At 68.3% G+C, this 26,995-nt stretch carries 26 protein-coding genes; 11 read left to right on the top strand and 15 right to left on the bottom strand.

Annotation, left to right across the window (positions count from 1 at the left end):
* Positions 1-7: 7 nt before the first annotated feature.
* Positions 8-571 carry a dTDP-4-dehydrorhamnose 3,5-epimerase family protein gene (locus ACWEH3_RS04400; RefSeq protein ID WP_450016815.1) on the top strand — a complete coding sequence of 188 codons (564 nt, stop codon included), beginning with the start codon at positions 8-10 and terminating at the stop codon, positions 569-571.
* Here ACWEH3_RS04400 and ACWEH3_RS04395 read toward each other — a convergent pair.
* Genes ACWEH3_RS04395 through ACWEH3_RS04380 form a run of 4 tightly spaced genes read right to left on the bottom strand, consistent with a single transcriptional unit; the run spans position 549 to position 4,289 of the window.
* On the bottom strand, positions 549-1,583 hold the full coding sequence (locus tag ACWEH3_RS04395) for an NAD-dependent epimerase/dehydratase family protein (RefSeq protein ID WP_450016928.1): 1,035 nt from the start codon (positions 1,581-1,583) through the stop codon (positions 549-551). The two genes, ACWEH3_RS04400 and ACWEH3_RS04395, sit on opposite strands and share 23 nt — an antisense overlap.
* A 5-nt stretch (positions 1,584-1,588) precedes the next feature.
* Positions 1,589-2,257, bottom strand: coding sequence for a PIG-L deacetylase family protein (locus ACWEH3_RS04390; RefSeq protein ID WP_450016813.1), 669 nt, complete (start codon positions 2,255-2,257; stop codon positions 1,589-1,591).
* Positions 2,236-3,009, bottom strand: a complete 774-nt coding sequence (locus ACWEH3_RS04385) for a glycosyltransferase family protein (RefSeq protein WP_355073250.1) — start codon at positions 3,007-3,009, stop codon at positions 2,236-2,238. The genes ACWEH3_RS04390 and ACWEH3_RS04385 overlap by 22 nt, the downstream gene beginning before the upstream one ends.
* A complete protein-coding gene (locus tag ACWEH3_RS04380; RefSeq protein WP_450016811.1) occupies positions 3,009-4,289 on the bottom strand; it encodes a methyltransferase domain-containing protein in 1,281 nt (426 codons plus the stop codon). Before ACWEH3_RS04380 ends, ACWEH3_RS04385 begins: the two co-directional genes overlap by 1 nt.
* Before the next feature lie 449 nt (positions 4,290-4,738).
* On the opposite strand from ACWEH3_RS04380, the gene ACWEH3_RS04375 reads away from it, so the two are divergent.
* Positions 4,739-6,256 carry a sugar transferase gene (locus ACWEH3_RS04375; RefSeq protein WP_450016809.1) on the top strand — a complete coding sequence of 506 codons (1,518 nt, stop codon included), beginning with the start codon at positions 4,739-4,741 and terminating at the stop codon, positions 6,254-6,256.
* 108 nt (positions 6,257-6,364) lie between these two features.
* Positions 6,365-7,255, top strand: a complete 891-nt coding sequence (locus ACWEH3_RS04370; protein WP_450016807.1) for an alpha/beta fold hydrolase — start codon at positions 6,365-6,367, stop codon at positions 7,253-7,255.
* Positions 7,256-7,287: 32 nt separating this feature from the next.
* Here ACWEH3_RS04370 and ACWEH3_RS04365 read toward each other — a convergent pair whose 3' ends face one another.
* Together ACWEH3_RS04365 and ACWEH3_RS04360 are read right to left on the bottom strand one after the other, a co-directional pair.
* Positions 7,288-8,031 carry a lysophospholipid acyltransferase family protein gene (locus ACWEH3_RS04365; RefSeq protein WP_450016805.1) on the bottom strand — a complete coding sequence of 248 codons (744 nt, stop codon included), beginning with the start codon at positions 8,029-8,031 and terminating at the stop codon, positions 7,288-7,290.
* An 11-nt stretch (positions 8,032-8,042) separates the two neighbouring features.
* Positions 8,043-8,792, bottom strand: coding sequence for a lysophospholipid acyltransferase family protein (locus ACWEH3_RS04360; RefSeq protein WP_450016803.1), 750 nt, complete (start codon positions 8,790-8,792; stop codon positions 8,043-8,045).
* A 75-nt stretch (positions 8,793-8,867) separates the two neighbouring features.
* Here ACWEH3_RS04360 and ACWEH3_RS04355 point away from each other — a divergent pair, with 75 nt between their 5' ends.
* A complete protein-coding gene (locus tag ACWEH3_RS04355; RefSeq protein ID WP_450016801.1) occupies positions 8,868-9,830 on the top strand; it encodes a hypothetical protein in 963 nt (320 codons plus the stop codon).
* A 42-nt stretch (positions 9,831-9,872) separates the two neighbouring features.
* Positions 9,873-11,411, top strand: a complete 1,539-nt coding sequence (locus ACWEH3_RS04350) for a Rieske 2Fe-2S domain-containing protein (RefSeq protein ID WP_450016799.1) — start codon at positions 9,873-9,875, stop codon at positions 11,409-11,411.
* Between the two features lie 54 nt (positions 11,412-11,465).
* On the opposite strand, the gene ACWEH3_RS04345 is transcribed toward ACWEH3_RS04350, so the two are convergent.
* The 6 genes from ACWEH3_RS04345 to serS all read right to left on the bottom strand — a co-directional run bounded on the left by ACWEH3_RS04345 (position 11,466) and on the right by serS (position 18,929).
* The gene (locus tag ACWEH3_RS04345; RefSeq protein ID WP_039794242.1) at positions 11,466-11,807 is read right to left on the bottom strand and encodes a BP74-related protein; all 342 of its coding nucleotides are present in this window, start codon (positions 11,805-11,807) and stop codon (positions 11,466-11,468) included.
* 164 nt (positions 11,808-11,971) lie between these two features.
* A complete protein-coding gene (locus ACWEH3_RS04340; RefSeq protein WP_450016797.1) occupies positions 11,972-12,997 on the bottom strand; it encodes a MauE/DoxX family redox-associated membrane protein in 1,026 nt (341 codons plus the stop codon).
* Positions 12,998-13,051: 54 nt separating this feature from the next.
* Positions 13,052-13,993 carry a DMT family transporter gene (locus ACWEH3_RS04335; protein ID WP_450016795.1) on the bottom strand — a complete coding sequence of 314 codons (942 nt, stop codon included), beginning with the start codon at positions 13,991-13,993 and terminating at the stop codon, positions 13,052-13,054.
* A gap of 81 nt (positions 13,994-14,074) precedes the next feature.
* Entirely contained in the window at positions 14,075-15,517 is a 1,443-nt protein-coding gene (locus tag ACWEH3_RS04330; RefSeq protein WP_450016793.1) for an MFS transporter, read from the bottom strand.
* Between the two features lie 186 nt (positions 15,518-15,703).
* A complete protein-coding gene (locus tag ACWEH3_RS04325; RefSeq protein ID WP_450016791.1) occupies positions 15,704-17,491 on the bottom strand; it encodes a putative bifunctional diguanylate cyclase/phosphodiesterase in 1,788 nt (595 codons plus the stop codon).
* Between the two features lie 175 nt (positions 17,492-17,666).
* Complete coding sequence (serS, locus tag ACWEH3_RS04320; protein WP_450016789.1) at positions 17,667-18,929, bottom strand: serine--tRNA ligase; 1,263 nt, start codon at positions 18,927-18,929, stop codon at positions 17,667-17,669.
* A gap of 92 nt (positions 18,930-19,021) precedes the next feature.
* Between serS and ACWEH3_RS04315 the strand changes: the two genes are divergently transcribed.
* The 6 genes from ACWEH3_RS04315 to ACWEH3_RS04290 all read left to right on the top strand — a co-directional run bounded on the left by ACWEH3_RS04315 (position 19,022) and on the right by ACWEH3_RS04290 (position 24,823).
* Entirely contained in the window at positions 19,022-20,722 is a 1,701-nt protein-coding gene (locus ACWEH3_RS04315; protein WP_450016787.1) for an aldehyde dehydrogenase family protein, read from the top strand.
* Between the two features lie 77 nt (positions 20,723-20,799).
* Entirely contained in the window at positions 20,800-21,939 is a 1,140-nt protein-coding gene (locus ACWEH3_RS04310) for a septum formation family protein (RefSeq protein ID WP_450016785.1), read from the top strand.
* A 10-nt stretch (positions 21,940-21,949) separates the two neighbouring features.
* Positions 21,950-22,300: a metallopeptidase family protein gene (locus ACWEH3_RS04305; RefSeq protein ID WP_355073276.1), complete on the top strand. Its 351-nt coding sequence runs from the start codon at positions 21,950-21,952 to the stop codon at positions 22,298-22,300.
* Positions 22,301-22,464: 164 nt separating this feature from the next.
* Positions 22,465-22,776, top strand: coding sequence for a PE domain-containing protein (locus ACWEH3_RS04300; RefSeq protein WP_159849106.1), 312 nt, complete (start codon positions 22,465-22,467; stop codon positions 22,774-22,776).
* 50 nt (positions 22,777-22,826) lie between these two features.
* Positions 22,827-23,999: a PPE family protein gene (locus ACWEH3_RS04295; RefSeq protein WP_355073278.1), complete on the top strand. Its 1,173-nt coding sequence runs from the start codon at positions 22,827-22,829 to the stop codon at positions 23,997-23,999.
* Positions 23,996-24,823 (top strand): ESX secretion-associated protein EspG, encoded by an 828-nt coding sequence (locus tag ACWEH3_RS04290; RefSeq protein WP_450016781.1) that lies wholly within the window; start codon positions 23,996-23,998, stop codon positions 24,821-24,823. Before ACWEH3_RS04295 ends, ACWEH3_RS04290 begins: the two co-directional genes overlap by 4 nt.
* An 18-nt stretch (positions 24,824-24,841) precedes the next feature.
* Here the strand turns inward: ACWEH3_RS04290 and ACWEH3_RS04285 are convergent, their stop codons facing one another.
* The 3 genes from ACWEH3_RS04285 to ACWEH3_RS04275 form a co-directional block, all read right to left on the bottom strand.
* Positions 24,842-25,510 (bottom strand): histidine phosphatase family protein, encoded by a 669-nt coding sequence (locus ACWEH3_RS04285; protein ID WP_450016779.1) that lies wholly within the window; start codon positions 25,508-25,510, stop codon positions 24,842-24,844.
* Positions 25,507-26,421, bottom strand: coding sequence for a prephenate dehydratase (gene pheA, locus ACWEH3_RS04280; protein ID WP_450016777.1), 915 nt, complete (start codon positions 26,419-26,421; stop codon positions 25,507-25,509). Before pheA ends, ACWEH3_RS04285 begins: the two co-directional genes overlap by 4 nt.
* A gap of 95 nt (positions 26,422-26,516) precedes the next feature.
* Positions 26,517-26,930: a hypothetical protein gene (locus tag ACWEH3_RS04275; RefSeq protein ID WP_450016775.1), complete on the bottom strand. Its 414-nt coding sequence runs from the start codon at positions 26,928-26,930 to the stop codon at positions 26,517-26,519.
* Between the last annotated feature and the right edge of the window lie 65 nt (positions 26,931-26,995).

Raw genomic sequence — 26,995 nt, 5'->3', positions numbered from 1 at the left:
TGTCGGTGTGCGTATCGAGCAGACCGACCTGGTCGACGTGGTGGTGCTGGTCCCAACGCCCGTCCGGGACGACCGGGGCCTTTTCACCCGGACCTTCGATGCCGCCGAATTCGACTCCCACCTCGGGATTCCGGGATTTTCCGCCAGTTTTGCGCAGGACTCGCAGTCCCGGTCGCGCCGGGGGGTGGTGCGCGGCATGCACGGCCGATCCGGGCGCGGCGAGGCCAAGCTGGTCCGCTGCGCACACGGCGCGGTGCACGACGTGCTGGTCGATATCCGGCCGTCGTCGCCGACGTTCGGCCGGACGCAGGCGTTCCGGCTCGACGACGAGGAGTTCCGGCACCTCTACGTGCCCGCGGGATTCCTGCACGGATTCCAAGCACTCACCGACACCGCCGACGTGTGCTACCGCATCGATCGGCCACACGATCCTGCCGAAGATCTCAGCGTCGCCTTCGACGATCCGGACTTGGCGATCGCGTGGCCGCTGCCGGTGACGGTGGTGTCGGATCGCGACGCGAACGCCGGACGATGGGACCATCTGCGGACTACCCTGTCGCCGGCGCGGTGACCGCACGCAGCCGCGGGTCCAGTGCGCCGGACGCGCGCAGCCGCTGGAGCCACGTGAGTCGCGTGAATCGCTGGAAAAAGGCGTCCCGGGTGAGGCCACGTTCGGTGTACTCACGGTAGAGTTCGGCGGCGCCGTCGGGCACCGACCACTGCGCCTCGAACCCGAGCACCGTACGAGCGGCGGAGAAGTCGACCCGGTAGGAGCGTGGGTCGGCCCCGGTCTCACCGGTGACCAGCAGCCGCGACCCCGGCACGGTGGCCACCACCGACTCGGCGATCTCGGCAACGGTGAGGTTGTTTCGCTCGGTCCCGATGTTGAACGCCCGGCCGGCGACGGCCGATGCCGGTGCGGTGAGGCAGCGTTCGAAAGCTGCCGCGATGTCGCGGGCGTGGACCAGCGGCCGCCAGGGCGTGCCGTCGGAGAGCACCTTGACCACACCGGTGAGGACGGCGTGACCGACGAGATTGTTGAGCACGATGTCAGCGCGGGGGCGAGGCGAGAATCCGAACGCGGTCGCGTTGCGCAGGAAAACCGGAACGAAGTGGTCGTCGGCCAGCGCCGCGACGTCGTCTTCGACCCGCACCTTCGACTCGGCGTACGGGGTGATCGGCCGCAGCGGCGCCGACTCGGTCACCAGCTCGTCTCCGGCGGCCCCGTACACCGAGCAGGTGGAGGCGTACAGGAACCGTGACACACCGGCTTCTTTCGCGAGCCGAGCCAGACGCACCGAGGCGCGATGGTTGATCTCGTGGGTGACTTCCGGCGCGAGCGCGCCCAAAGGATCATTGGACAGCGCGGCGAGATGGACGACCGCATCGATGCCGCGAAGGTCTTCGATCCCCACCGATCGCAGATCGAGGCGCAGACCCACCGGGTCGCCGGAGAACTCGCCGAGCAGGCAGTCGGCGAACCAGCCGGTGTCGAGCCCGATGACCTCGTGCCCGGCGGCCCGCAGTATCGGGACCATGACGGTGCCGAGGTATCCCTGATGCCCGGTGACCAGGACTCGCATCGTTGTCACTGCTTCTCCCATCGAATGACGGCTTTGTCCACCACGAAGGCTTCGGCGTACTCGGTGCGGCACTGCACGCCGCGGATCCGCGCGAGCGCCAGGAACGCGGTTTCGTCGAACCAGTCGCGACCGGTCTGGGACGGGTAATACCGGTGCAGCAGTTGCGATTTCCGCTGGACCAGCTCCGCGTCGACCGGGTGGAACACGGTCGGCGCCGGTGTGTCGACCTCCGCCTTGAGGATCTCGTAGCCGAGGATCAGGTGGTCGCGGAACTCGGTCGGCACCAGCTCCGCGAGCGTGCGGTGATCTTGGTGCGCGTCGCCCGGTTGCGGGGCGAACACCAGGTCCGGTTCACCCGCCCGGCGAAACTCCGCTACGGCCGTCTTGATCCGATCCCAGTGCGCCGGTGCTCGTCCGTCCGGGACGTCGAGCACCGTCAACTCCGGTGTCCGTCCCGCACAGAAGGCGGTGAGCGCCGCCCGTTCCTCCTCTTCGCGCTCGGTGCCCGCACCGGAGAGGACCAGCGCGCGCACCCGCATATCCGGATGGGCGCGGGTCAGCGACAACAGCGTGGCGCCCATGCCGATCGGGATGTCATCGCAGTGCGCGCCGAGCAGGGCGATCTCGGCGGGCCGCGGGGGAAGCAGCGCGATCACGGCTCCCACACCATCCATGGCCGGTGTCCGCTGCGGTAGGCCGCGTCGAGCTCGGCGCGCTCCTTGAATGTATCCGCCGGCTTCCAGAATCCGTCGTGGCGGTAGCCGAACAACCGGCCCTGGCCGGCGAGGGCTCCGCAGGCGTCCTCCACCAGATCTCCACCGGGTGGCAGCAGGTCGAAGATCTCTCTGCCGAGCACGAAATAGCCGCCGTTCTCCCACAATGGCATATTCGCCACGGGAACGATGTCCTTGACCTCGCCGGTAGGGCTGAGGTCCACGCAGTGGAACGACGATTGCGGCGGCACCACCATGAGAGATGCCGCCGCCCCCGAAGCGTGGAACTGGGTGATCATCTCGTCCAGGGGAGCGTCGGTGAGGACGTCGGCATAGTTGGCCAGGAAGTGCTCGTCGTCGCCGAGATGCTCGCGCACCCGGCGCAGCCGCTCCCCGATGGCCGATTCAACGCCGGTATCGACCAACGTGATCGTCCAGTCATCGATATCGCTGCCGAGCAATTCGACCCGGCCGTTGCGGATCACGAAGTCGTTGGACGCCGACTCCCGGTAGGTGAGGAAGAAATTCTTGATGTGCTCGGCGCCGTATCCGAGGCACAAGATGAATTCGGTGTGGCCGTAGTGCGCGTAGTACCGCATCACGTGCCAGAGCAAAGGGCGGGGGCCGACGAGTTGCAGCGGCTTGGGCACCATGTCATCGCTGCCTCCGCGCATGCGCATGCCGTAGCCACCGCAGAACAAGACGACTTTCATCAGCGCCGGTTTCCTTTCGACTCGGCTCCGGCCTGCACGGTGCGGGCCGGGAACGCCGGGTCGATCACGTGCAGCTCGGGCAAGGGATAGGCGAGCCGACCGCCCCACTCGGCGACATGCCGCAACTGTGCGGTGATCTCGGACTCGAGATTCCAAGGCAGCACCACGATCACGTCCGGGCGATCAGCGTCGAGGCGGGCGGGCGGGTGGATCGGGATTCGCGTTCCCGGTGTGAATCTGCCGTGTTTGTAGGGGTTGCGGTCGACGGTGTACTCGAGCAGGTCAGGTCGGATCCCGCAGTAGTTGAGCAGTGTGTTGCCCTTGCCCGGTGCACCGTATCCGGCGACGCGCTTGCGCTGGTGCCTGCAGTCGAGCAGGAACCGAAGCAACTCGTGCCGCACCGACTCGGCACGCTCCCGCAGCGATGTGTAGCCGGCCACCGAGTGCAGTCCGGCGGCACGCTCGAGGTCGAGCACCAGCCGCACCCGGTCGCTCACCGCCTCCGCGGCGGCATCGGGGCGCACCCACAACCGGATCGATCCGCCGTGCGTCGGCAGCCGATCGACATCCACCACGGTCAATCCGGCGACAGCGAGCGCACGCTGCGCCGACAGCACGGTGTAGTACTGGAAATGCTCATGGTAGATGGTGTCGAACTGACCGAACTCGACCAAGTTCAGCGCATGGTGGACTTCGATGGTCAGCATGCCGTCATCCGCCAGCAAGATGCGCAGCGCACGTGTGAACCCGCGCAGATCCGGGATGTGGGCGTAGACGTTGTTGGCGATCACCAGATCCGCGGGTCCGTGTTCGGCACGTATGAGACGTGCCGAATCCTCGTCGAGAAAGGCGGTTTCGGTGGGCACGCCCGACTCGCGAGCCGCTGCTCCGACGTTGGCCGATGGCTCGATGCCCAGGCATCGGATGTCGCGGTCGACGACGTGGCGCAATAGGTAGCCGTCGTTGCTGGCGACCTCTACCACGAACGAGTTCCTGCCCAGCCCCAGCCGTGCGGTCGCGGTGTCGACGAACTCGCCCGCGTGCCGGACCCAGCTGTCGGAGTAGGAGGAGAAGTAGGCGTATTCGGTGAAGGTGTCCTTCGGCGTGATCAGCGCCGGAATCTGCAGTAGCAGGCAGTCGGCGCACACCCGGAGGTGCAAGGGATAGGTCGGCTCGGGCAGGTCGAGTTGATCGGCGGTGAGGAACGATTCGCACGGCGGTGTGGCGCCGAGGTCCAGAATGCTGGACAGCCTGTCGGAGTCACAGAGTCGACAGCGCACAGATCCGATCCTTTGCTCGAAACGCCCCGGCCCGCCGGAACGCCCGTCGCGGCACACGAAGCAGAAGCTGCCCGGCGTATCACGAGATGCGCGCGACGAGAACGTCATTCGTGGTACCGACCGCACCTGTTGCGACCTTCAGCGTACCGACGGCAATATCGGCTGGATTACACATCCGCGTTACTAACTGTGATATAGGGCACATTCAATATTCGCCTTCATGGTGTTATTCCAAATGCGCATCACAATGGGTCGCTGGGTGGATTCGCATCAGTTAACATCCCGATCACGCTCCCTCGCGCACACCTTCTGACCGGCGAGAAATGTTGTGACACTTGCCGATCAAGTGCCGAGGAAGCGCTCGGTAGAGGCGGTCGGGACGCTGCCGGGACAGCCGATCCTCGGATCGGGTAGCAATTCCACCGTTGCCCCAGGAGGGGTGTCTCTTGATGAAATCCAAGGCTGTCCCGGAATGGCATGGGACCGCCGAAATCCCACGATCCCTCGCGGTTACCCCGGTTACCGTCTCGACCCGTAAGGCCTGGCGATCGGAGTACGTACGCCGCCTCGCCATCACCGATTTCGCCGCCGTATCCGTCGCTGTGGGGAGTGCGCAGCTGATCCGTTTCAATGAGGGCGGCGCTCCGCCGCTGGCCTGGGAAGGGCCGTACCGGGTCGGTTACACGATGGTATCGGGCGCGCTGGTCATCGGCTGGTTCGCGATCCTCGGTAGTGCGGGCAGCCGTGCGCCGCAGCTGGTCGGCAGCGGTGTCGAGGAATTCCGGCGGCTGATGTCGGCGACGATGCACCTGTTCGGCGTACTGGCATTCACGTCGCTGGCACTCGAAATAAAGTTCGCCCGCGGGTATCTCGCGATCGCCTTTCCGGCGGGCGTACTCGCGGTGGTCGGTGGACGACTGTGGTGGCGCCACCAGCTTGCCAGGGCACGCCGCCGGGGACGCTATCGTTCGGCCGTACTCGTGGTCGGTACGGCCGAAGCGGCCGCGGCGATATCCGCGGCGTTCGCCACAGACCCGGGTGCCGGGTACAACGTTGTCGGCGCCTGCGTGCCGGGTGGGCAATCAGGGGATGCGCCGCTGGCGTTCGCCGGCGGCACGGTCGCGGTCGTCGGTGACGACAGCGCCGTGCTGCGCGCGGTCCTGCACACGCACGCCGACACCGTCGCCATCGGTCCCACCCGGCATCTCGGCCCGACCGAGTTGCGCAGGCTCGCCTGGGAACTGGATGCCCTGGGAGTCGAGTTCATGCTGGCGCCAGGGGCGGTCGACATCGCCATATCCCGCCTCACCAATCGGCAGGTCGCGGGAATGCCGATGATGCACATCGCCGAACCGCAGTACGAGCGGGCTCGGTCGGTCAGCAAAACGGCCTTCGACATCGTCTTCGCGACGATGTGCCTGCTACTGCTGCTGCCGGTGTTCCTCGTGATCGCGGTCGCGGTGAAGACCACCAGCCGCGGCCCGGTCTTCTACCTGTCCGAACGCATCGGCCGATACGGCCTGCCCTTCCGCATGATCAAGTTTCGCAGTATGCACGACGATGCCGACCGATATGCGGAAGCTTTGATCGCACAGCAGGGTGGAAATCCGGTCTTCTTCAAACTGAAGGGCGATCCCCGGGTCACGCCGGTCGGACGATTCCTGCGCAAGTACAGTCTCGACGAGCTGCCGCAGTTCCTCAACGTGCTGCGTGGCGACATGAGCGTGGTCGGGCCGCGACCGCAGGTCCGGCGGGAAGTCGACACCTACGACCACATGATGCGCCGACGCCTGCTCGTGAAGCCAGGGCTGACCGGCTTGTGGCAGGTCAGTGGCCGATCGGACCTTCCGCTCGAAGACGCCGTGCGGCTCGATCTGTCCTACGTGGAGAACGTGTCCATGCGGATGGACCTGCGGCTGATCGCGCGCACGCTCGGTGTGGTGGCCCGGGGTGACGGAGCGTATTGAAGCCCCTGCGGGCGGGCGGTAGTCGGATGTTCCGACGGCCGCTCCCGTAGAGCCGTCGAGAACGCGCGCGATCGGGGCTGAGCACGACCGCCTCAGCGGCAGAACACGGTGTCAGTGGCCGTATCAGGCGGGTGTCAGGGTGGTGTCAGGCCGGACGCCGAGAGTTGTTGCCATGACGAAGAACAGCAACCCGGCCCCCGCTTCGAACTGGACCGGCACGGTGCCGGTGGACGATACCGCCCTGGCGGTCACCGACACCGGCGGTGCCGGTATCCCCGTGATCTACTGCAATGGCCAGTTCGCCACTCAGGGCTACTGGCGGCGGGTCATCGCCGAGCTCGGCCCCGGCTACCGGCACATCACCTTCGACGAGCGGGCTCGCGGCAAATCGCGGCGGTCGGCGGACTATTCCTTCGAGGCCGCCGTCCGGGACGTCGATGCGGTCTCGGCGGCCAGAGGCGTGCACCGGCGCTGTTGGTGGGCTGGTCCTACGGGGCAGTCGTCGCGGCGCACTGGGCCGACCGGAATCCGGACCGTGCCATGGGCGCGGTACTGGTCGACGGCGCGTTCCCGTACGACTGGCTCGACGAGGCCATGGAGCAGCGGATCCGCAAGCTGTTCAAGCGGCTGAGCTGGTTCACGCCACTGCTGCGCCCGACCGGTCTGACCCCGCGGATGACCGCCGAACAGATGGCCGAGAGCAACATCGAGCTCGGCAAGCTCTCCCGTGCGCGCGAATTGGGTCCGCTGCTGGACCGCAGCACTGTTCCGGTGCGGTATGTGGTTGCTTCGGGGACGTCGTTCGGAAGCCGTGGCGACGAGCAAGAGCGAATCCGCACCAGCCTGGACGGCGTGTGCGCCCGCAATCCGAACATCCGGATCAGCGCGAAGGTCGCCGGCAACCACGGCGCGATCCTGCGCAAGGACTTCCGCGCCATCGCCGATGCCGTCCGCCAGACCGCACCGGCCGGAGACCAGCACGGCTCGCCGAGCCGCTGACCGGCCGCGGCAGCGTGGCGGATACAGCGCCGTCACCGCGCCTTCGCGCGCCGCCGCCGCTCCACTTCCTCGCGCTCCAGCACAGCTGCCTCCGCGAGGGTCGGGGCGGTCCCGCCGAGTCGTACGGGGACCCACCGCGCGCCTTCGACCATTGGGTAGTCGCATTGCGCGCGGTCCAAGAGTTCACTCATCCGGGTGCGCAGCGTGGCGGTCAATCCCTCGGTCGGTCCGGTCGGTGGGATCGGTGCGCCGATGCGGATATTGATCGGGAAATTATGGCGGCCCAGCTGTTTCGGGATGTCCTTGGTCCAGATCCGGTGCGCGCCCCAGATGATCATCGGGACGATCGGGACATCGGCTTCCACAGCCATCCGAGCCGCACCGGATTTGAATTCCTTCAGCTCGAAGCTGCGGCTGATCGTCGCCTCGGGGTAGACCACGACCAACTCGCCCTCACGCAACGCGGTCACCGCGCGGGCGTAGGACTCGGCTCCGGCCGTGCGATCGACGCCGATCGCCTTGCAGTGCCTCATGAGAAAGCCGACGACGCCGTGTTCGAGTTCGGCCTTCATCATGAACCGGACGTTGCGGCCGGACTCGCGCCCGACCAGTCCTACTTCCATGAAATCCAGATAGGCCGTGTGATTCACCGCCAGCACCGCGCCGCCGGAGCGCGGAATGTACTCTTGGCCCTTGATATCGAGGCGCAGACCCTGCGCGAAGAAGATGGCGCGGGCCAAGCCGGTGAGAATGTCGTAAACCGGTTCGCGCGCCATCGCACCTCCCGCTACTGCCCCGCCGCGTTCTTGCGCGCGGCCTTGGCCTCGGCTTCGGCGGCATCCATCGCGTCCGCCTCTTCCAGGGTAGGAGCGCTGCCGCCCAGACGGGCGGGCACCCAGTAGGCGCCCGGCTCGTGCGCGTAGTCCTTTTGCAGATCGAGCAGCATCTCCCGCATGGTCGAGCGCAGCTCGGCGGTCAATTCGGCGGCGGGCTCGAACGGCTGGATCGGCTCGCCGACCGCGATCGAGATGGGCGTGTTGGTGCGACCGAGGCGCTTCGGGAACCCCTTCGTCCAGACCCGCTGCGCGCCCCAGATGACGATCGGGATGATCGGCACCTCCGCCTCGATGGCCATGCGCGCCGCGCCGGACTTGAATTCCTTGATCTCGAAGCTACGGCTGATCGTCGCCTCGGGGTACACGCCGACCAGCTCGCCACGGCGCAGATAGTCCACAGCGGCCTTGTAGGAATCCGCGCCCGCCGAACGGTCGACGGGGATGTGCTTGAGCGCGCGCATGATCGGACCGGAGATCTTGTTGTCGAAGACCTCCTTCTTGGCCATGAACCGGACGTAGCGCTTCGGGGTGCGCACCGGCAGGCCCGCGTAGGTGAAGTCCATGTAGCCGGTGTGGTTCACCGCCAGCACGGCGCCACCGCGGGCGGGAATGTGTTCATCGCCCTTGACGGTGAACTTCAGACCTTCGATGAAGAAGACGGTACGGGCGAGGCCGATGATCGTCCGGTAGACGGGTTCCACAAGTCCGCTAGCGTAGTCGCTGCTCGTCCCCATCGGCAGTTCGCGCCGCCGCGCGCCGCGCCGGAGCGAGGACGCATGAGCAGCCCCGACCGCACGTCCGGAGAGAAGAGGATCGTCGAAGTGGAACGCGCCCGATCGGTACCGCGCGAGTACGACCGCAGTGCAGCACGCGAGCGGAACCGGGCCGGGCGAGCGACCCGCGCCGCGCTGGCCTGCGGCTCCGCCTTGCTCGCGGCGATCGCGCTGACCGGATGCGACTCCGTCGTCGGCATTCCGGAGGAGACGCCGCCGCAGGCGGCCGTTCGTACGACGCCACCGGCCGCCGTCCCGGCCACGTCCCCGCCGAGCACCTCCGCGCTTCCGCCGGTTCCCGCCGACGCTCCGCCGGTCGGCGCGGTCGCGGGGGTGCCCGCCGCCGCCCCGGCGATGCGGCGCTGGGCGGCCGACCAGCGCTCGCACACCATCGCCGAGATGCAGGACAAGTGCTGGACCATCGCGCCCAGGAACGTGGCCGAGATGTACGGAGACCAGCAGGCAGTCCTCACCGCGTTGGCCCAGCCCGGCACGGCGGGCGAGGACGACGTCGTCTGGAAGAGCCCGACCACCACCGTCGCCGTCCAGCGCGCCGAGATCGAGACCGGCTACGCCTGCCCGCGTGTCGCGACGGCCGGTGCGGAAATCGCCTACAACGACGCCGACGCCCGGCACACCGTGCGCCGGTACCTCTCCCGCTTCGTCGGCACTCCGCTCGACCCCGCCGACAAAGAAGGCGACTACCCTCTGATCTGTAAGGCGTCCCCGGCGACCTGGGACCCCAAGGGCACCGGGCGTCCGAGCCCCGCGCCGCTGGCGAACAACCAGGGCGTGCTCACCGGGGCCACCGAGTTCGCCGACCAGCAGATCCGGTCGGAGCAGGTGAACACCGACTACATCGCGGTGCTCGTACCGGTGACCAACTCCTCCGGTGTGACGCAGACCCGCACCTTCACCTTGCGCTCCGGGACGGACGGCTACTGCATCGGCGATGTCTCGCCGTAACCACTACCCTGGTTGGCTGGTAAACAGCAGGAGGAGCAGCTAGTGCAGATCACCAGCGTCGGACACGCCGGATTCCACATCCGCACCGCGGCCGGGTCGATCCTTTGCGATCCCTGGGTGAACCCCGCGTACTTCGGTTCCTGGTTCCCGTTCCCCGACAACACCCAGCTGGACTGGGACGAGCTGGGCGCATGCGACTTCCTCTACGTCTCGCACCTGCACCGCGACCATTTCGACGCGAAGACGCTGGCCGAGCACGTGAACAAGGACGCGACCGTGCTGCTGCCGGACTATCCCGTGCCGGATCTGCGCCGGGAGCTCGAGCAGCTGGGCTTCCACAAGTTCTTCGAGACCGAAGACTCGGTCAAGCACACGGTGACCGGCCCCGGCGGGGACCTGGACGTCATGATCATCGCGCTGCGCGCGCCCGCCGACGGCCCGATCGGCGACTCCGGGCTCGTGGTCTCCGACGGTGAGACCACCTGCTTCAACATGAACGACGCCCGCCCGGTCGACATGGACGTGCTGCAGGACGCCTTCGGCCATGTCGACATCCACCTGCTGCAGTACTCGGGCGCTATCTGGTACCCGATGGTCTACGACATCCCGGCCCGCACCAAGTCGAACTTCGGCAAGCAGAAGCGTCAGCGCGGCATGGACCGGGCCCGCAGCTACATCGAGCAGGTCGGCGCGACTTGGGTGGTGCCGTCGGCGGGTCCGCCGGTGTTCCTGGACGACGAGTTGCGCTACCTCAACGACGATCGCGGTGACGAAGGCAACATCTTCCCCGACCAGAAGGTGTTCCTGGAGCAGATGGAGATCCACGGCAACGCGGGCGGGATCCTGATGATCCCCGGCTCGGTCGCCGACGTGCGCGGCGCCGAGCTGACCCTGACCCACCCGAGCGACCCCGCCGAGATCTACGACAACAAGGCCGAGTACATCGAACGGATGGCCCGGCGCCTCGCCCCGGTACTGGAGGCCGAGAAGGCGACCTGGGAGCGCGGCGATGGCTCGCTGCTGGAGCCGCTGCGCAAAGTGTTCGAGCCGATCATGGCCCAGAGCGACGTGATCTGCGACGGCATCGGCTACCCGGTCGGCTTGGTGATCGGCGAGGAGACCGTCGTGCTGGACTTCCCCAAGCGCACGGTGCGCGAGCCGATCGAAGGCGAGGGGCGCTACCGCTACGGCTTCCGCATCGCGCCGGAGCTGGTGCGCACGGTGCTGCGCGACCGGGAGCCCGACTGGGTGAACACCATCTTCCTGTCCACCCGCTTCCAGGCCTGGCGCATCGGCGGATACAACGAGTTCCTCTACACCTTCTTCAAGTGCCTCACCGACGAGCGGATCGCCTACGCCGACGGCTGGTTCTCCGAGGCGCACGACGACTCCGCCTCCACCGAACTCAGCGGCTGGGAGGTGCAGCGGCGGTGCCCGCACCTGAAGGCGGACCTGTCGAAGTTCGGTGTGGTCGAAGGCAACACGCTGACCTGCAACCTGCACGGCTGGCAGTGGGACCTGGAGTCGGGACGGTGCAAGACGTCCAAGGGCCACGAATTGCGCTCGCGCAAGTTGGACTGAATCCGAGACTTCCGGCCGGCGTTCACACGCCGACCGGAAGCGTTTGCCAACAGATTACCGGTCGGCGACCTCGCGGGTCAGCTTGGACGACCACGGACACCAGAAGCAGCCCGGCAGGAACGCGCCGCACGCCTCGTCCAGGTGGTCGTTCACGTACATGATGCTGGCGTCGCAGACCTCGATCGCCATGGTGAAGAAGGTGATGGTGTCGGGGTCCAGATGGAAGTCCCAACCCGGGTTGTAGGGGGCGGGCATCTTCCGGATCCGCCCCATGACGTGGACGGACATCTGCTCGTCACCCGACAGGATGCGGCGTGCTTCCGCGATCCGCTGCTCGTTGGTCAGCTGGATGATGAACTCTTTGCCGGAGTAGTCGGTGAATGCGAAGAGCGCCATGTCTTCCCCTCTTGTCGATGGGTCGTGTTGGTTGGATGGCGAATTCCGCACCGGTGCGGTTCGATCCTATCGGCGCATCACCGCAGATTTGCTAGAAATTTGCTAACCAGTAGATAACCGGGTTCGGGTCGGTCTCGGCGGCAGAAAAGAGGTACGCGCCGAAACTAACGCGCGGCCCCGGCCGGGATCTTGTCGCGCGCCGGCTTGCGCGGCGCTGCCCGCACCGTGCTGATCAACTCGCGGATCGCGATGCCCCCTCTGGCCACCGGCGCGGCGACACGTCCCTCGGGATCGATCAGTACTGCGGACGGCGTACCGCGCACCCGGTAACGCAGGGCCGCCTCGTTGCCCTGCTGCACGAGCGAGGGAATGTCGCCCAATCCGTGCTCGGTTCCCCACGCGGCCTGCTCGGCGGCATCGCCGTTGCCGACCGCGATGATCGCGAGGGCGTCACCGGTTCGCGCACGCCAGCGGGGCAGTTCCCGTGCCAGCGCCGCGCACAGCTCGCAGCCGGGGTGCACGAAGACCAGCAGCACCGACCTCGCCGAGGCCAAGAGATCCTCGAGCGTGGTCTTCGTTCCCTCGGGGCCGAACAGTTCGAACTCCGGCGCCACCGCACCGACGGGCAAGCCCTCAGCACCCAGCGTGGACAACGCCTGCTCGTCCACTCGGCGGCGCAGGACACGCAGCTGGCCTGTCAACCAGACCAGCACCGCGACCACTGCGGCGACGACCGCGCAGCCGACCGCGTTGTCGGCGGGCAGGCCCATCGGGACGCGCGGATGTGTCTGCGCGCCGATGCCGACAACCACGGCGAGCGTCGCGAGAAGAGCATTGCGCACCAGCGTCTTCGGTCCGATCGGCGCCGCGCTCACAGCACCGAAACAGGAACAGGAAGGATGCTCACCGCGCCGCAGCAAGCGCGTGATCGCCACGGTGAACACGGCGAGCAGCAGCAGCGCCGCCAGCGCCGCCGGGCCGCAAACCCACGGAAGCAGCACACCGACCGCGATCGCCGCCTCGGCGATCGGCAACCCCCAGGCCACCGCGGGCACCCAGCGCAGCGGCACCCCGAAATCGCTCACCGCCTGCCGCGCCGCGCCGCGATCGGTCAGCTTGCCCCAGGCCGACAGCGCGAAGACGACAGTCAGTCCCAGCCGCGAAACCCACACCCCGTATTCGATCAGCATGAGCGCACCCTCCCACATTCATGCACTTCGAACATGAATGTCGGGCGAGTGTCCTCAGGACTGCGAGCGAGTCGCGATGGCGACCGCGACCAACGTCAGCACACAGCCGACGATCGCGGTGGCGGACAAGCCCGCGCTGGTCGGGGTGAACACGTCGAGGACAAGGGAGGCAAGCAACTGCCCCGCCACCGAGGTGAGCCCGAGCAGCAGCACGCCGATCCACCGCACCGCCAAGGCGGCGAGAGCGATGAAGGCGACGCCGATGAAACCACCGGTGTAGAGCCAAGGCTCGGTCGGGAATGCGGCCGGCCCGCCCGATGTCGCGATGACCACGGCCTCGATGACGAGCAGGGCGGCCAGGCCGCCGCAGAAATTGACCATCGCCGCCGACATGGCTCCGCCGACCGCGCCCACCTTGCCGTTCACCGCTTGCTGCCAGGCCAGGCCGATACCCGCCAGCGCGGGCAGCGCGATCAACAACACGGTCGGCATGCCGCGCAGCGCGTCGGGCACGGAGAGACCACCGGTGGCGCGGTGGTGCCCGAATCCGGCGACCAGCACCGCCGCCACCCCGAGCGCCGCACCCACGAGACGCACCCCGGTGACGGGCGTCCGCCCACTCGGACCGAGCCCGAGCCGGTCGACGGCCAGGCTGCTGAGCAACTGCCCCGCGACGGTCGCCACGGTGAACGCGGTGACGCCGATCGCGGCGACCGTCAGCCCCTGGCACGCGACGAAGAACGCGCCGCACAGCCCGCCGAGCAACTGCCACGGCCGCAGCCGACCCTCGGCCAGAGCCAGCCGCACCCGCCGCCCACCGTCCCGCAGCCGCCCGCTCACCGCGAACGCCACCCCCAATACGACCAGTCCCACCCCGAAACTGATCGTGGCCGCGGCAATCCCATCCTCCAATCGCGCCCCCAACGCGCCATTGATCCGCCCCTGCACCGCCACCCCGGCACCGATCCCGAACCCCGCAACCAGCCCCAACCGCACTCCCGCACGCTACCCAATCGTCGAGCGGCACAGCACTGCGGTATTTCGCGAGAAGCGCTCTCGATGGTGTGCCACTCGTGGTCAGTGGCGGGGTGGGAGCCAGCGGGGAATGAGCGCGGCGATGGCGAGGATGGAGGCGCCGAGGAGGGCCAGGAGGGTGGACATGGCGGCGTGGAGGGTCAGGAGGGCGGCGAAGCCGAAGACCGCTAGGGCGATCACCTCGCCCAGGAGACCGGAGACCGAGGTGACGGTCGCTCGGGCGGGACCCTCGATGGCGTCTTGGAGGCGGGCAGCCGCGACGATGCCCGCGTTGTAGACGATGCCGTAGGAGATCCCGATCGACGCGAAGCCGAGGGTGGTCAGCAAGTACACCGCGTTCGGACGACCGGTCGCGAGACCGGCGATCAGCGCGCCGCCGAGGAAGAGCACGCCCGCGACACCCACCGCGATCGACATCGTCCGGCCCGACATTCCTTCGGTGCGCCCCGCCAGCACCGACCCGGTCAGCGAACCGAGCACGGTGAGGCCGACCAGCAGTGGCACGACGGCCGTCGATACGCCCGCCTCCTCCGCCAGCAAGGCGAAATACTCGTCGAACGCCGTGATACCGAACAGCAGCGCCTCCAGCAGCACGCCGTAGCGCACCACCCGCATGCGAAGGGCCTCTCCCACACCTGCCTTCAGCATGGTGAGGTAGTGCGCGAACGGTCCGGAGTGCGCCGCGGAGGTCTCCGGATGGAATGCCGCGGGCTCCGCCGTGAAGCAGCTCGCTCCGGCACTCGGCTCCTTTGCGCCGCTCGCTCCGGCACCTTCCTCCTCCGCCGCGGTTCGAGCAACGCCGGATCGAGCGGCAAGTCGCGCCGTCTCCGATGTCCGACCGCCCTCGGCGTATCTCCTCGTGACGTCCGCCTGATCATCCCCGCCCACCACGGAAGGTGGCGCGAGAGGTGCCGACTCCTCCTCTTCGAGATCATCGACGTCCGCCGCGGAGACCGCCTTCGGCGCGGTGGGCAGCGACTGCGCGACCAGCGTGTGCACGGCGGCCAGAGCGACACTGGCCCAGCCGACCAGGGCATAGCCACCGATGAGATACAGCGGCGTCGCGGCGACGATCGCGATGACGACGGCGGTTTCCGCACCGGCCCTGGTGTAACCGAGGATGCGCGGATATGTCGACGACGCACCGCGGGCGGCGAGATCGTCGTACAGCAACGCTTCGAAGGTGCCGGAGGCCAGAGCGCCCGAGGTACCCCACAGCACGAATCCGGCGGCGAAGCCAGTGAAGGAGGGCGCCGCCGTCCACAGCGCGAAGCCCGCCGTCAGCAGGACACCGCTGAGCACGAGCAGTCCGCGCCGCGAAACCGTGTCGGCCCACGCACCGGAGGGCACCTCGAGCAAGAACGAGGTCATCGACCAGATGGCGAACAGCAAGGAGATCTGCCCTGTGCTCATGCCGTGGTCGGCGAACAGCAGGGCATACAGCGCGTACAGCGGAATCAGTTCACCGGTGCTCTTGAAGAGCACCGCCCGAACCGTCAGCGAGCGCAGGCTGAAAGTACGCGCGCTACCCGTCCTACGGGCGCGCGGCGATCCAGCGAATCAATAGGCGTAGACGAGCAACCGCATGCCGATCAGCATGGCCATCCCTGCCTCGCGGCGTCAAGGGAATTACCGCTCGGGCGCGTCGAAGGGAATCGGCCGCCGCGCGAATCAGGGCAACGGCACCCAGCCGTTCGCGGGAACCGAATCTCCGTCGCCCAGCTCCCGGTCGGTGACACCCGGGCCGATCCGGCCCTTGTTCTCGTTGAGGTCGCTGATCAGCTCCGAGACCGGATGCGAATCGCTGTAGTGATAACCCTGCGCGAGCGCGAAGCCCAGTTCGGTGAGCACCGCGGCCTGATATTCGGTCTCCACGCCCTCGGCGATGACCTGCAGGTCCAGCGCGTTGGAGAGCGCGGCTATCACGCTGAGCAAGGGCGGCGCGGGCGAATCCGAGCGGATCGCGGCGACGAAGGACTGATCGACCTTGAGAATGTCGCTGGGCAGCGTGGCCAGTCGGCTCAGCGAGGAGTATCCCGTGCCGAAGTCGTCGATGGCGATGCGCACGCCACGGTCGCGCAGAGTGTGCAGATTCTCGATCGCGGTCTGGGATTCGGCGGCCAGCTCACTCTCGGTCACTTCGAGCACCAGCTGGTCCGCGGGCCACCCCGTGGCGGCGAGAATGCCCGCCACCCGATCGGCGTAACCGGCCTCGGCCAGCTCCAGCCCGCTGACGTTCACGTTCAGTGTGAGATCCAGCTGGGCGAAGGTTTCCTGCAACCGTGCGGCGTCCGCGCAGGCCCGGCGCAGCACCAGTTCGTCCAGATCGGCGATGAGGTCGTATTCCTCGGCGACGCGGATCAAGCCCTCGGTGGTGACATCCGGTTGCGCGCTCGACGACCAGCGCAGCAGCGCCTCCACACCGACCGCCTTGCCGCCTCCTTCGGTCAGGCTGACGATCGGCTGGTAGTGCACGTCCAGGGCGCCCCGGTCGATCGCCTCGCGCAGTTCCACCGCCAGCGGCAGCTGCCGCGAGGACTCCAGTACCGTCCGGTTGCGTCCGGCCTGCTTGGCCCGGTACAGGCCGACGTCAGCGCGGCTGACCAGCAGCGACCCCGATTCGCCCGGCTGCCAGGAGGTCACGCCGGCCGAGCAACCGGTGGTCACCGCGGCGCGGAGCTGTTCGGTGAGCAGGATCGCGGCCTGCTCGGTGGTGTTCGGCAGCAGCAAGGCGAACGCGTCCCCGCCGTAGCGTGCCAGGCGCTGATCGGGGGCCAGCAGTTTCGACCAGGTGTCGGCCACCCGCTGCAGGACGGCGTCACCGGCGCGGTGCCCGAGATGGTCGTTGATCTTCTGGAAACGGTCCAGGTCGACCAGCACCAGCGCGAGTCCGTGCCCGGACCTGGTGGCCTGCTGGATCGCGGTGTTCAGCGCCCGGTCGAAGCCGCGCCGGTTGAGCAGGCCGGTGAGCACGTCGATGTCGGCTTCGGACGCCATCCTGGTCAGGATCCCGACGACGACGCCGACACCGAAGGTCACACCGGCCGGGATCAGGCCCGACCACCACGGCAACCCGGGCGTCACCGGCCGCGCGGGCAGCACCCACAGGCACAGCGCCAAGGCGAACGCGATATGGGCGGCGGCCTGCGACCAGGCGAAGAACAGGGCGGCGTCGCACGCGATGAACACGTAGAACGCCGCGAGGCTGATCGCGCCCACGGTGTTCGGGAACGAATGCACCGCGATCGTCACCAACACCGTCGCGATCGCGACGTAGACGTGATGGATCGAATGCGGCAGCCGCGGACCCCATGCGAGCAGCGTGAGACCGAGCACCAGCGCCACCGCTGCCGCCCCGCCTACCAGCGGACGATTACCCTCTTCACCAGGGGCGATGGCGGTGATCAGCAGACCGAGCACCCCGCCCATGACGTAGAACGCCCCGGTGGTCCGAGCCATGACCATAGCCGTCGCCAGCGCAGACGCGGCCCGCACCCGGGTTCGGGTATCGCCGCGAGACCCGATTCCTCGCACGACGAATAGCCTAGACATAAGGAATCGCCCTGGTTGCCACATCCCGGGAATACGGCATGGCGAACCAGTAGCTATTTACCTGAACGTCATTCGTCCGTTGTCACTTCGTCGGTCGGAGCACGTCGGTACCGACGAACGGGACCAGGGCGGACGGCACCCGGACCGACCCGTCGGCTTGCTGGTGGTTCTCCAGAATGGCCACGATCCAGCGGGTGGTGGCGAGCGTGCCGTTCAAGGTCGCGGCGATCTGCGGCCTTCCGTTCTCGTCCCGATAGCGGACGGCCAGCCGCCGCGCCTGGTACGTGGTGCAGTTGGAGGTCGAGGTGAGCTCCCGGTAGGTCTGCTGCGTGGGCACCCAGGCCTCGCAGTCGAACTTGCGCGCGGCGGAACTGCCGAGATCACCGGCCGCGACGTCGATCACCCGGTAGGGCACCTCGATCGCGGCGAGCATCTCCTGTTCCCAGGCGAGCAGACGCTGGTGTTCGGCGTCGGCCTGGTCGGGCGTGGTGAAGACGAACATCTCCACCTTGTCGAACTGGTGCACCCGGATGATGCCGCGGGTGTCCTTGCCGTAGCTGCCCGCCTCCCGGCGGAAGCACGACGACCAGCCCGCATAGCGCTTGGGGCCCTCGCTCAAGTCGAGGATCTCGTCCGAGTGGTAGCCCGCCAGCGGCACCTCCGAGGTGCCGACCAGGTAGAGGTCGTCGTCGGCGAGGTGGTAGACCTCCGCCGCGTGCTGGCCGAGGAACCCCGTGCCCGCCATGACCTCCGGGCGCACCAGCACCGGCGGAATCATCATGGTGAAGCCGTTGGCCACCGCCTTCTGCGCGGCCAGCTGCAGCATTCCCAGCTGGAGCAGCGCGCCGTAGCCGGTCAGGAAGTAGAACCGGGCGCCGGAGACTTTCGCGCCGCGCTCCATGTCGATCAAGCCGAGCGACTCGCCGAGCTCCAGGTGGTCCTTCGGCTCGAAGTCGAACTCCCGCGGCGTGCCGACCGTTTGCAGCACGACGAAATCGGCCTCGCCACCCGCGGGCGCGCCTTCCTGCACCACATTGGAGATGGCGCGGTGCGCGGTGTCCAGATCCACGTCTGCGGCGTGCTGGGCGGCCTCGGCCTCTTTGACCTTGACCGACATCTCCGACGCCTGCGCCAGCAGCGCGGACCGCTCGTCCTTGCTCGCCTTTCCGATCAGCTTGCCCATCGCCTTGTGCTCGGCGCGCAGGTTGTCCGCGGTGGCCACCGCGGCACGCCGCGCCGCGTCCGCCTCGAGCAGCGCGTCGACGAGAACGGGGTCTTCGCCGCGGGCGCGCTGCGAGGCGCGGACCGCGTCCGGGTTGTCCCGCAGGAATCGGAGGTCGATCATGGGCCACCAGCCTAGTAGTCGGTGTGTTGCGCTTTCACGCCGATATCCCAGGATGCGGACCATCCACCCCGGATCGCGCGCATAGTGGGTTTGTGGGCACCCCATTCGACGAGACGGCCATCGACAACGCGCTGGCCGATCTCGCGGCGGGCGAGAAAGTGTGGGCCGCGACGTCGCTGCGCCGCCGCCGCGAGCTGCTCGACGAGATCCACGCCAGGACCGGCCGCTTCGCGGAGGACTGGGTGCGCGCGGCGCGCGTCGTCAAGGATCTCGGCGAGCACTCCGCGCTGGTCGGTGAGGAGTGGATGTCCGGGCCGCTCACGCTGCTGCAAGCCACGGCCGCGCTGTCGGCGACCCTGGCCGCGCTGGAGACCGGGCGAAGCCCACTGGCCGGCATCACGCTGCGGGAGGCGCCGGGCGGGCGGTTGGCGGTGCCGGTATTCCCGTTCGGCGTCTACGATCGCTTGCTGCTCAACGGTTTCCGCGGCGAGGTGTGGCTGCGTCCAGGCGTCGACGCCGACACCGCCCGTCGGCGAGCCGGACTCGCCCAGCTCGATCCCACCGCGACCGGCGGGATCGGCGCCGTGCTCGGCGCGGGCAACATCACCTCGATTCCGCCGCTGGACGCGCTGTACGAGCTGTTCGCGCACAACCGGGTGGTCGCGCTGAAGCTCAACCCGATCACCGACCCGCTGTTCACCGTGTTCGAGATGGTGTTCGAGCCGCTGCTGGAGATCGGCGCGCTGCGAATCCTCACCGGCGGCGCGCAGCAGGGCGGTTACCTGGTGCGTCATCCGGACGTCGCGCACGTGCACATGACCGGCAGCGCGCAGACCCACGATGCCATCGTGTGGGGCCCCGGCGCGGAGGGCGCGGAACGCAAGCGGCACAAGCGGCCGCTGCTGGACAAGCCGATCAGCAGCGAACTGGGCGGCGTCTCGCCGACCATCGTGGTGCCCGGCGACTGGTCCGACGCCGATCTGCGTTACCAGGCCGAGCACGTGGCCACCCAACGGCTGCACAACGGCGGCTACAACTGCGTGGCCGCGCAGGCGGTGGTGATCGGCTCCGAGTGGGACCGCAAGGACGAGTTCCTCGCCGAACTCCGCCTGGCCATGGAGCGGGCGCCGCAGCGCACGGCCTACTACCCGGGCAGCGACGCGCGGGTCGCCGACGCGCTGGCCTCGTACCCGGAGGCCGAGCGTCTCGGCGCGGGACGGGTGCTGGTCGGCGGACTGCCGCGCACCGGGTCGCCGCTGCTGCGCACGGAGTACTTCTCCCCCGTGCTCGGCGTGGTGGAGTTGCCCTACACGGGCGGCGAGTTCTTGCAGCGCGCGGTGGACTTCGCCAACGCCGAGCTGACCGGCACGCTCGGCGCGAACGTGATCGCCGATCCGACGACCATCCGCAGGCTCGGTGTCGCCTTCGACCGCGCGATCGAACGGCTGCGCTACGGCGCGATCGCGGTGAACAGCTGGACCGGTCTGGCCTTCCTCGCGCCGCGGGCCGCCTGGGGAGCCTTCCCCGGGCACACCCTCGACGACGTGCAGAGCGGTATCGGCGTCGTGCACAACGCCCTGCTGCTCGACGATGTGGAGCGCACCGTGGTGCACGGCCCGTTCCGGCCGGTGCCGCGCTCGCTGCTGGGCGGCGAACTCGCCCTCTCTCCGAAGCCGCCGTGGTTCGTCGGCAACGCCACCGCAGCGACCACCGGGCGCAGGCTCACCGAGTTCTACGCCGACGCCAACCCCGCCCGATTGCCCGGCGTCTTCCTGTCGGCCCTGCGCGGCTGAATTCGCTCGTGCCCCGTGCCGCGCCGATCGGGGCAGGTCGTGGCACCGCGGCACCGACACTGCCATGATGGACCGCGATGTCCTCCGAACGCATGTCCCGGTACCCGCAGGCGCCCAAGCGCGGCGCGTCGTCGCGCGCCGACGCGGTACGGCGCTCGTTCGACTCGGCCAGAGCCGCCCTCGCCCACGGCGAGCTGCGCGATCTGCATCTGTCGGCCCCCACCCTGCGCTGGGGCCTGCTCGCGGTGGCCGTCGGCGCCGTGGTCGCGGCGCTGGTGACGCTGTTCGTCACCGGCTTCGACAACGAGAAGGGCCTGGAGGCACACAATCCCGGCGCCCCGGCGCAGCCGGTGCTGGAGAAGGAGTTCGGCACCGCGGCCAAGGGCGACTGCCTGAGCTGGACCAAGCCGGACCGATCGGACCTGGCCAAGGTGAACTGCTCGAGCAAGCACATGTTCGAGGTCGCGGCCGACATCGATATGAGCAGGTATCCGGGCAAGGAGTTCGGTCCCGGCTCGCGGTTCCCGGACTCGCTGCGCCTGACCGAGTTGAAAGAGGAGCACTGCGTGCCCGCGGTGCAGAAATACATGTCGGGCCGGTTCGATCCGCGCGGCAAGTACATCGTCGGGCTGATGTATCCGAGCCCGGACGGCTGGCAGCACGGTGACCGCACCCTGCGCTGCGGCCTGCAGGTCGCGGCCAGTGTCGGCACCCCGCCGTCGGTCGGCAGCGCCACCGAGCACGATCAGTCCAAGGTGTACGAGGCGGGCGTGTGCCTCGGCATCAACCAGAACCTGCCCACCGATCCGGTGGACTGCGCCCAGCCGCACGCCGTGGAGATCGTCTCCACCGTCGATCTGGCCGCCCACTTCAACGGGGGCCCGCCCGCGAAGGACGACCAGGACAAGTTCGTCGAGGAGGAGTGCACCCGCACGTCGACCGACTACCTGGGCGGGCCGGACGTCATCCGGAACAAGACGCTCACGCTGTTCTTCGACTACATCGATGCCCGCAGCTGGATGGCGGGCAGCCGCAAGCTGGACTGCATGATCGGCAAGGGAGCCGATCGGGAGGGCTTCGCGCCGATCACCGGGTCGGCCAAGGGCGAGATCCTGATCAACGGCCAGGCTCCGGTGCCTCCGCCGAACAACGGACGTTCCACGCCCGCACCGCTGCCGGGCGCCGCGCCCCTGCCGCCGCAGCCCCAGCCGAGGTAGCCGAGCGCCGATGCCCGTGACGATGTCCGCCGACCGGTTCGAGGAATTGGTCGGCGACGCACTGGATCTCATCCCGCCCGAGCTCACCCGCGCGATCGACAACGTGGTGGTGCTGATCGAGCCGCGCGATCCGGAGAATCCACATCTGCTCGGTCTGTATCACGGCATCGCTCTCACCGAGCGTGACAGTCATTACGGCGGAGCGCTTCCCGACACCGTGACCATCTACCGCGAGGCGATCCTCGAACACTGCGCCGACGAGTCCGAAGTGGTGGAAGAGGTGGCGATCACCGTGATCCACGAGATCGCACACTATTTCGGCATTGACGAAGACCGCCTGCATCAGCTGGGATGGGGATAGTCTGAACCGAGCTGTATTGCGCACCACCAGGTGTGGGTGTGTAATCGGCACGGAGATCGAAAAGTTGGGGATTCGATGGAACCGATCGCGTTGCTGTCGCGTCCTATCACTCGAAGGGGGAATTCTCGTGGTTCCGCCCCACAGCCACTAGAAGGAGTCGAGTCATGGTTGGACATGTACTGATCGCACCCGAAGCCATTCTCGCCGCCGCGGCCGAACTCGACCTCGTCGCCGAACGTCTGGCCGCCGCCGCGGCGATCACCGCGCCCGCGACGCACGTGCTGCCCTCCGGGGCGGAGGAAGTCTCCTTCCTCAGCGCGAGCCATTTCAATCAGGGGGCGATGTCGCACGATCGCGCGATCGCGCAGGCGATTCTGGAATGCCACCACGCCGCGGCGACGCTGCGCATGCAGCTGGCCCAGCACGTCGCGGGCGACGTGGTCCGCGCCGCCGGCATCAGCGCCATCCAGGTGTAGTTCCGCAAGCGAGATCCATCAGCAACGCTTAAGCAGGGGAGAAGTCAGACATGGTTGCAGGAGTCACCGGGGTGATCTGGGCGGCGCGCCCGTCGGAGATCAATTCGGCCACACTTCACGCGGGCGCGCACGCGATTCCGATCTCGGCCGCCGCCACCGCATGGGGCGGGCTCACCGCCGCCTGGATCGACGCGACGACGACAGTCGCCAGGGTGATGGCCGAACTCGGCGTCGGAATGCAGGGTATCAACGGCATCGCCGCGCTGGGCAAGCTCACCGGCTTCCTCGGCTGGTCCGAGCAGCAGGGCGTGCAGGCGGCCGCGATGGGCGCCAAGGCCGCGGCGAACGCCACCGCCTACACCGTCGCCGCGCTGGCGATGCCGAGCCCGCCCGAGATCGCGGCCGTCAATACCGCTCTGGCCGCGTCGGCGAACCCGCCGGGCGTGTTGAGCGGTGCATTCGAAGCCGCCGAAGTCGCCAGGAACGCGATGGACATCCGTGCCGCGCTGGTCATGGAGACCTATGAGGCCGCGACCAGCGCCATGGTCGCCACGCCCGCCGAGTTCCTGTTGCCGCCGGCGATCGCCAAGGGCGCGGGGACGGCCAGTCCCGAGCAGGCGGCGGACACGACCACCGAGGTCCCGGCCGATCCGATCCAGGCTGCCGTGGCCGCCACCCAGGCGTTCCTGAGCAACCCGGGGGTGGCGAGCGCTGCCACCCAGGCCGCTCAGGCCGTCGGCTCGATCGCCACCACCGGTGTCTCCACCGTCGGAAATGTCGCGGGCAGCGCGATCGCGGCGGCCACCACCAGCTCCGCGCCCTCCTTCTCCGGCATGGCTCCCATGGCCATGGGTATCGGTGCGGCAGCCACCGCTACCGGTGCGGCGACGCGAGCCGTGTCGTTCTCCGGTCTCGGCTCGGCGGCGGGCATCAGCAGCGGCTCGCTCAAGCTTCCGGAAGGCTGGGGCTCCAACGGCACGATCGGTGGCAGCACGGCTCCGGTGCAGGAGAGCGTCGCGGTCAAGGGCGTCGAGGCGGCGCCGGTCCGGCCTGCCAACACCGGCAACGGTAACCCCTTGCTCGGTAATCAGGCGCGCAGCGACGAGGACGACGAGACCGAACACGACGGCCGCGACTACCTGCGGTCGACCGAGCATTTCAACGACGGCCGCTTCACCGCCGATGGGGTCATCGGCGGTGACCTCAGCGGGACGGTTAGGTGACCGTACTCGGTGCGGGCCGCAGCCCGTCGACGCTCGACGCGGTCGTCCTGTCGCTCGACGAAATGCAGTTCCTCGTAGAGAAACTGCAGATCGAGGTCCCCGTCGTCCTGAACGCGAGGGCGCGGTACGACAATCTGACCGACCACAAAGCGGCGATGGACGCGGCCGCCGAGTCACTCGCCCAGCGGGAGCTCCTGTTCGAGGATGTGCTGCATCGTGATCTGGAGAGTCGGCTGCGCGCGCTGCACCGGCCTCACTGGATCATCGCGCTGCGGTTGGTCGTCGATGGTTGGGTGAGCCGCTTCTGTCTGGCGAAGGGCGTCGACCTCCCGGTCGTCGCCCTTCGGGGACAGGACTCCTACGTCATCGACGAGGCGGGAAACGACCTGCCCGGAACGGTTCTCGCGGCACTCGGCTATGCCGAGCCGCTCGAGCTGTACGGCATGAACGCCCCGACCGAAGAGCTGGCCACGATCTTCGGCGACACCGGTGACGCCGCGGCCACCGCGGAACGGCTGGCGAAGGTGGGCAACCCGGCCCAGGACGCGAAGACCTTGGCCGCGGCTCTGGTCGAGATCCACTCGTATGCCGAGATCGTCGGCGTGATCTACGGCGATGGCACCCGAGACACGGCCGACAACCACATCGCCGTCTTCAACACGCGCGCGGGCCGATTCATCGCGACCGCGAGCAGGTCCGACGACGGCGTGAAGTGGACCTCGCTCAGCAGCGGGACTCCCGCGCGACTGCGCACGGCCGTGCAGGATCTGATCAACTTCCTACCGGAACGCGAAGAGTTCCCGCGGAATCCGAAGCTGTCCTGAAGCGCCGAACGAGCGTCGCTAACCCATGGGATCGTCCGAAGTCGGTGCGACCTCGTAGCCGAACGGCGGCGTGAATCGTCCCCACCGAATGCACTCCCACCCGCCGTCCGGCATCGGTACCAGCTCGATGGTCTCGGTGTTGTCCAAGTGATTGTTCGTGGTGAACGGCGGACGCACATCCGAAAGCGTGCGGCCGACGAGCCGCATGGCCGCACCGTGACTGACCACCATCACGTCACCGTGCGCGGCGTCGTCCGGTGACAGATACGTATTCCGCAGCTCCTCGATGGCGGGCAGGAACCGATCCAGCACATCCTGGGCGGATTCGCCGCCGGGCACCCGCAGCGTGAGATCGCCTTCGTGCCAGGCACGGTAGATCCGCTGGAAGGTCTGGTGCGCCTCCTCGCTGTGTTCTCCCTCCAGGTCGCCGGCCTGTACCTCGTGCAGTCCGTCGAGCACCATGGCGGCGACACCGGTCGCCGCCTCGATGTAGCTCGCGGTCTGGCGCGCGCGCAGCGCCGCCGAGGAGAACAGCACCTGCGGCGGGCGCAGCAGGCCCTCACCGAACGTCTTCGCTTGTGCCGCACCGCGTTCGGTCAGGGGCAACCCGGGAATCCGGGTGTCCAGCAGCTTGGCGACATTGCCCTCGGTCTCGCCGTGCCGGACCAGAATCAACCTCCCGGTCATAGGTCGGCCATCCCCTTTCTCAGCTGGACCAACCACTCCGCGGACGCTTCGTCCGACGGTGGTGGCGTACCGGTCGCGGAAGTCGCCGGCCAAGATCCGAGAAAGCGGATCCGCGCGGTGCGGTGCAGCGCCTTGAGCGCCTCGGCCACCGCGGTGTCGTCGATGTGCCCGACGCAGTCCAGGTAGAAACGGTAGGTGCCCATGCCGGTTCGGGTGGGCCGGGACTCGATCCTGGTCAGATCGATACCGCGCGTGGCGAACTCGGCGAAGGCGCGCATCAGCGAGCCCGGTACGTTCGGCAGCTCGAGCACGATCGAGGTGCGGTCGGCGCCGGTGGCGGGCGGCGCCGCCGTGGGCCGGGTGCACAGCACGAACCGCGTGATCGCCTGCTCGTGATCGGCGACCCCGGAGGCCAGCGCGATCAACCCCAGCCGCTCTCCGGCCAGGGCGGTCGATACGGCGGCGTCCGCGTGGCCCGCCACCACGTCCTCGGCGGCGGCGGCGTTGGACGCCGAGGTGTAGGGCTGCGCCTGTGGCAGATGCCGCGCCACCCACAACCGAACCTGCGCGGCGGCCACGGGGTATGCGGCGAGAGTGCGCACGTCGGGTAACGCCGTGCCCGGCTTGCCGAGGATCGTGAAACTCACTTCGAGTTCGGTCTCGGCGACGATCTGCAGGCGCGGACCGATTGCCAGGGAGTCGAGCGTCGCCGAGATCGACCCCTCCACGGAGCTCTCGATCGGCACAACCGCGCCATCCACGTCACCGGAGCGGATCAGGTCGAGCGCGGCGCCTTGGCTGGGCGCGGCGATCCGCTCGACGGGCCCGGCGAAGGCTCCCGAGGATTCCAATTGGGCGAGGGCCATCTCGGTGAACGTTCCGGACGGCCCGAAGTACGCGATTCGCGGCACGGTTACGAGATTACTTGCGCGCTCGCTCGGCTCCCCACCAATTGCGAAGGGCCTGCCGGTCCGGGTCATCTGTTCCACGACCGCCCTGGCGGTGTTCAACCTCCGTTGAGCACGCGCAACGCGGCGTTCACCCGGTCCGCGGCCGCGGTTTCGATGGCGAGCAGGACCGAACGGACCGCCTCGACGGCCGGCGGTTTCAGCGAGGTCAGGAAGGCGATGTCGGGGGCGCGCAGGGCCGCGCCGATGTCCTCGCCGCACAGGGCGGCGGCTGTGGCGGCGACGATCGCCAGCGCCCGTTCCCCCGAGGAAGTGCGCGCGACGAAGCCGGTATCGGAGTGGGCCACGTGTGCGAGGAAGTCGGCGATCCCGCTGTCGGGCGCGTCCAGCTCCAGCGTCGGCGCGGCAGGACTTGCGCCGATGTTGCGGACCAGCCCGTCGACCAGACTGCGCCGCGGCGGCGTCGACAACGTCACCAGCACCGGTTCTGCGGATTCCGTCCCTTCCGACACGCCCTCACCGTAACAACCCGGTTCGACCGGAACCGATCCAGTTCGCTGCGATCAGCCGGATCGGA

This window comes from Nocardia sp. NPDC004718, assembly GCF_053601535.1.
Note: the sequence above shows the minus strand (reverse complement) of the source record. Positions and strands in the feature narration are given on the sequence as shown.

What these genes read in the sequence shown, in the direction of transcription:
- ACWEH3_RS04395 (WP_450016928.1), bottom strand. Translation starts at nt 1,583, where the DNA reads ATGCGAGTCCTGGTCACCGGGCATCAGGGATACCTCGGCACCGTCATG.
- ACWEH3_RS04375 (WP_450016809.1), top strand. Translation starts at nt 4,739, where the DNA reads ATGAAATCCAAGGCTGTCCCGGAATGGCATGGGACCGCCGAAATCCCA.
- ACWEH3_RS04325 (WP_450016791.1), bottom strand. Translation starts at nt 17,491, where the DNA reads ATGGCTCGGACCACCGGGGCGTTCTACGTCATGGGCGGGGTGCTCGGT.
- ACWEH3_RS04385 (WP_355073250.1), bottom strand. Translation starts at nt 3,009, where the DNA reads ATGAAAGTCGTCTTGTTCTGCGGTGGCTACGGCATGCGCATGCGCGGA.
- ACWEH3_RS04390 (WP_450016813.1), bottom strand. Translation starts at nt 2,257, where the DNA reads ATGGATGGTGTGGGAGCCGTGATCGCGCTGCTTCCCCCGCGGCCCGCC.
- ACWEH3_RS04295 (WP_355073278.1), top strand. Translation starts at nt 22,827, where the DNA reads ATGGTTGCAGGAGTCACCGGGGTGATCTGGGCGGCGCGCCCGTCGGAG.
- ACWEH3_RS04355 (WP_450016801.1), top strand. Translation starts at nt 8,868, where the DNA reads ATGAGCAGCCCCGACCGCACGTCCGGAGAGAAGAGGATCGTCGAAGTG.
- ACWEH3_RS04305 (WP_355073276.1), top strand. Translation starts at nt 21,950, where the DNA reads ATGCCCGTGACGATGTCCGCCGACCGGTTCGAGGAATTGGTCGGCGAC.
- serS (WP_450016789.1), bottom strand. Translation starts at nt 18,929, where the DNA reads ATGATCGACCTCCGATTCCTGCGGGACAACCCGGACGCGGTCCGCGCC.
- ACWEH3_RS04340 (WP_450016797.1), bottom strand. Translation starts at nt 12,997, where the DNA reads ATGCTGATCGAATACGGGGTGTGGGTTTCGCGGCTGGGACTGACTGTC.
- ACWEH3_RS04365 (WP_450016805.1), bottom strand. Translation starts at nt 8,031, where the DNA reads ATGGCGCGCGAACCGGTTTACGACATTCTCACCGGCTTGGCCCGCGCC.
- ACWEH3_RS04310 (WP_450016785.1), top strand. Translation starts at nt 20,800, where the DNA reads ATGTCCTCCGAACGCATGTCCCGGTACCCGCAGGCGCCCAAGCGCGGC.
- ACWEH3_RS04345 (WP_039794242.1), bottom strand. Translation starts at nt 11,807, where the DNA reads ATGGCGCTCTTCGCATTCACCGACTACTCCGGCAAAGAGTTCATCATC.
- ACWEH3_RS04285 (WP_450016779.1), bottom strand. Translation starts at nt 25,510, where the DNA reads ATGACCGGGAGGTTGATTCTGGTCCGGCACGGCGAGACCGAGGGCAAT.
- ACWEH3_RS04300 (WP_159849106.1), top strand. Translation starts at nt 22,465, where the DNA reads ATGGTTGGACATGTACTGATCGCACCCGAAGCCATTCTCGCCGCCGCG.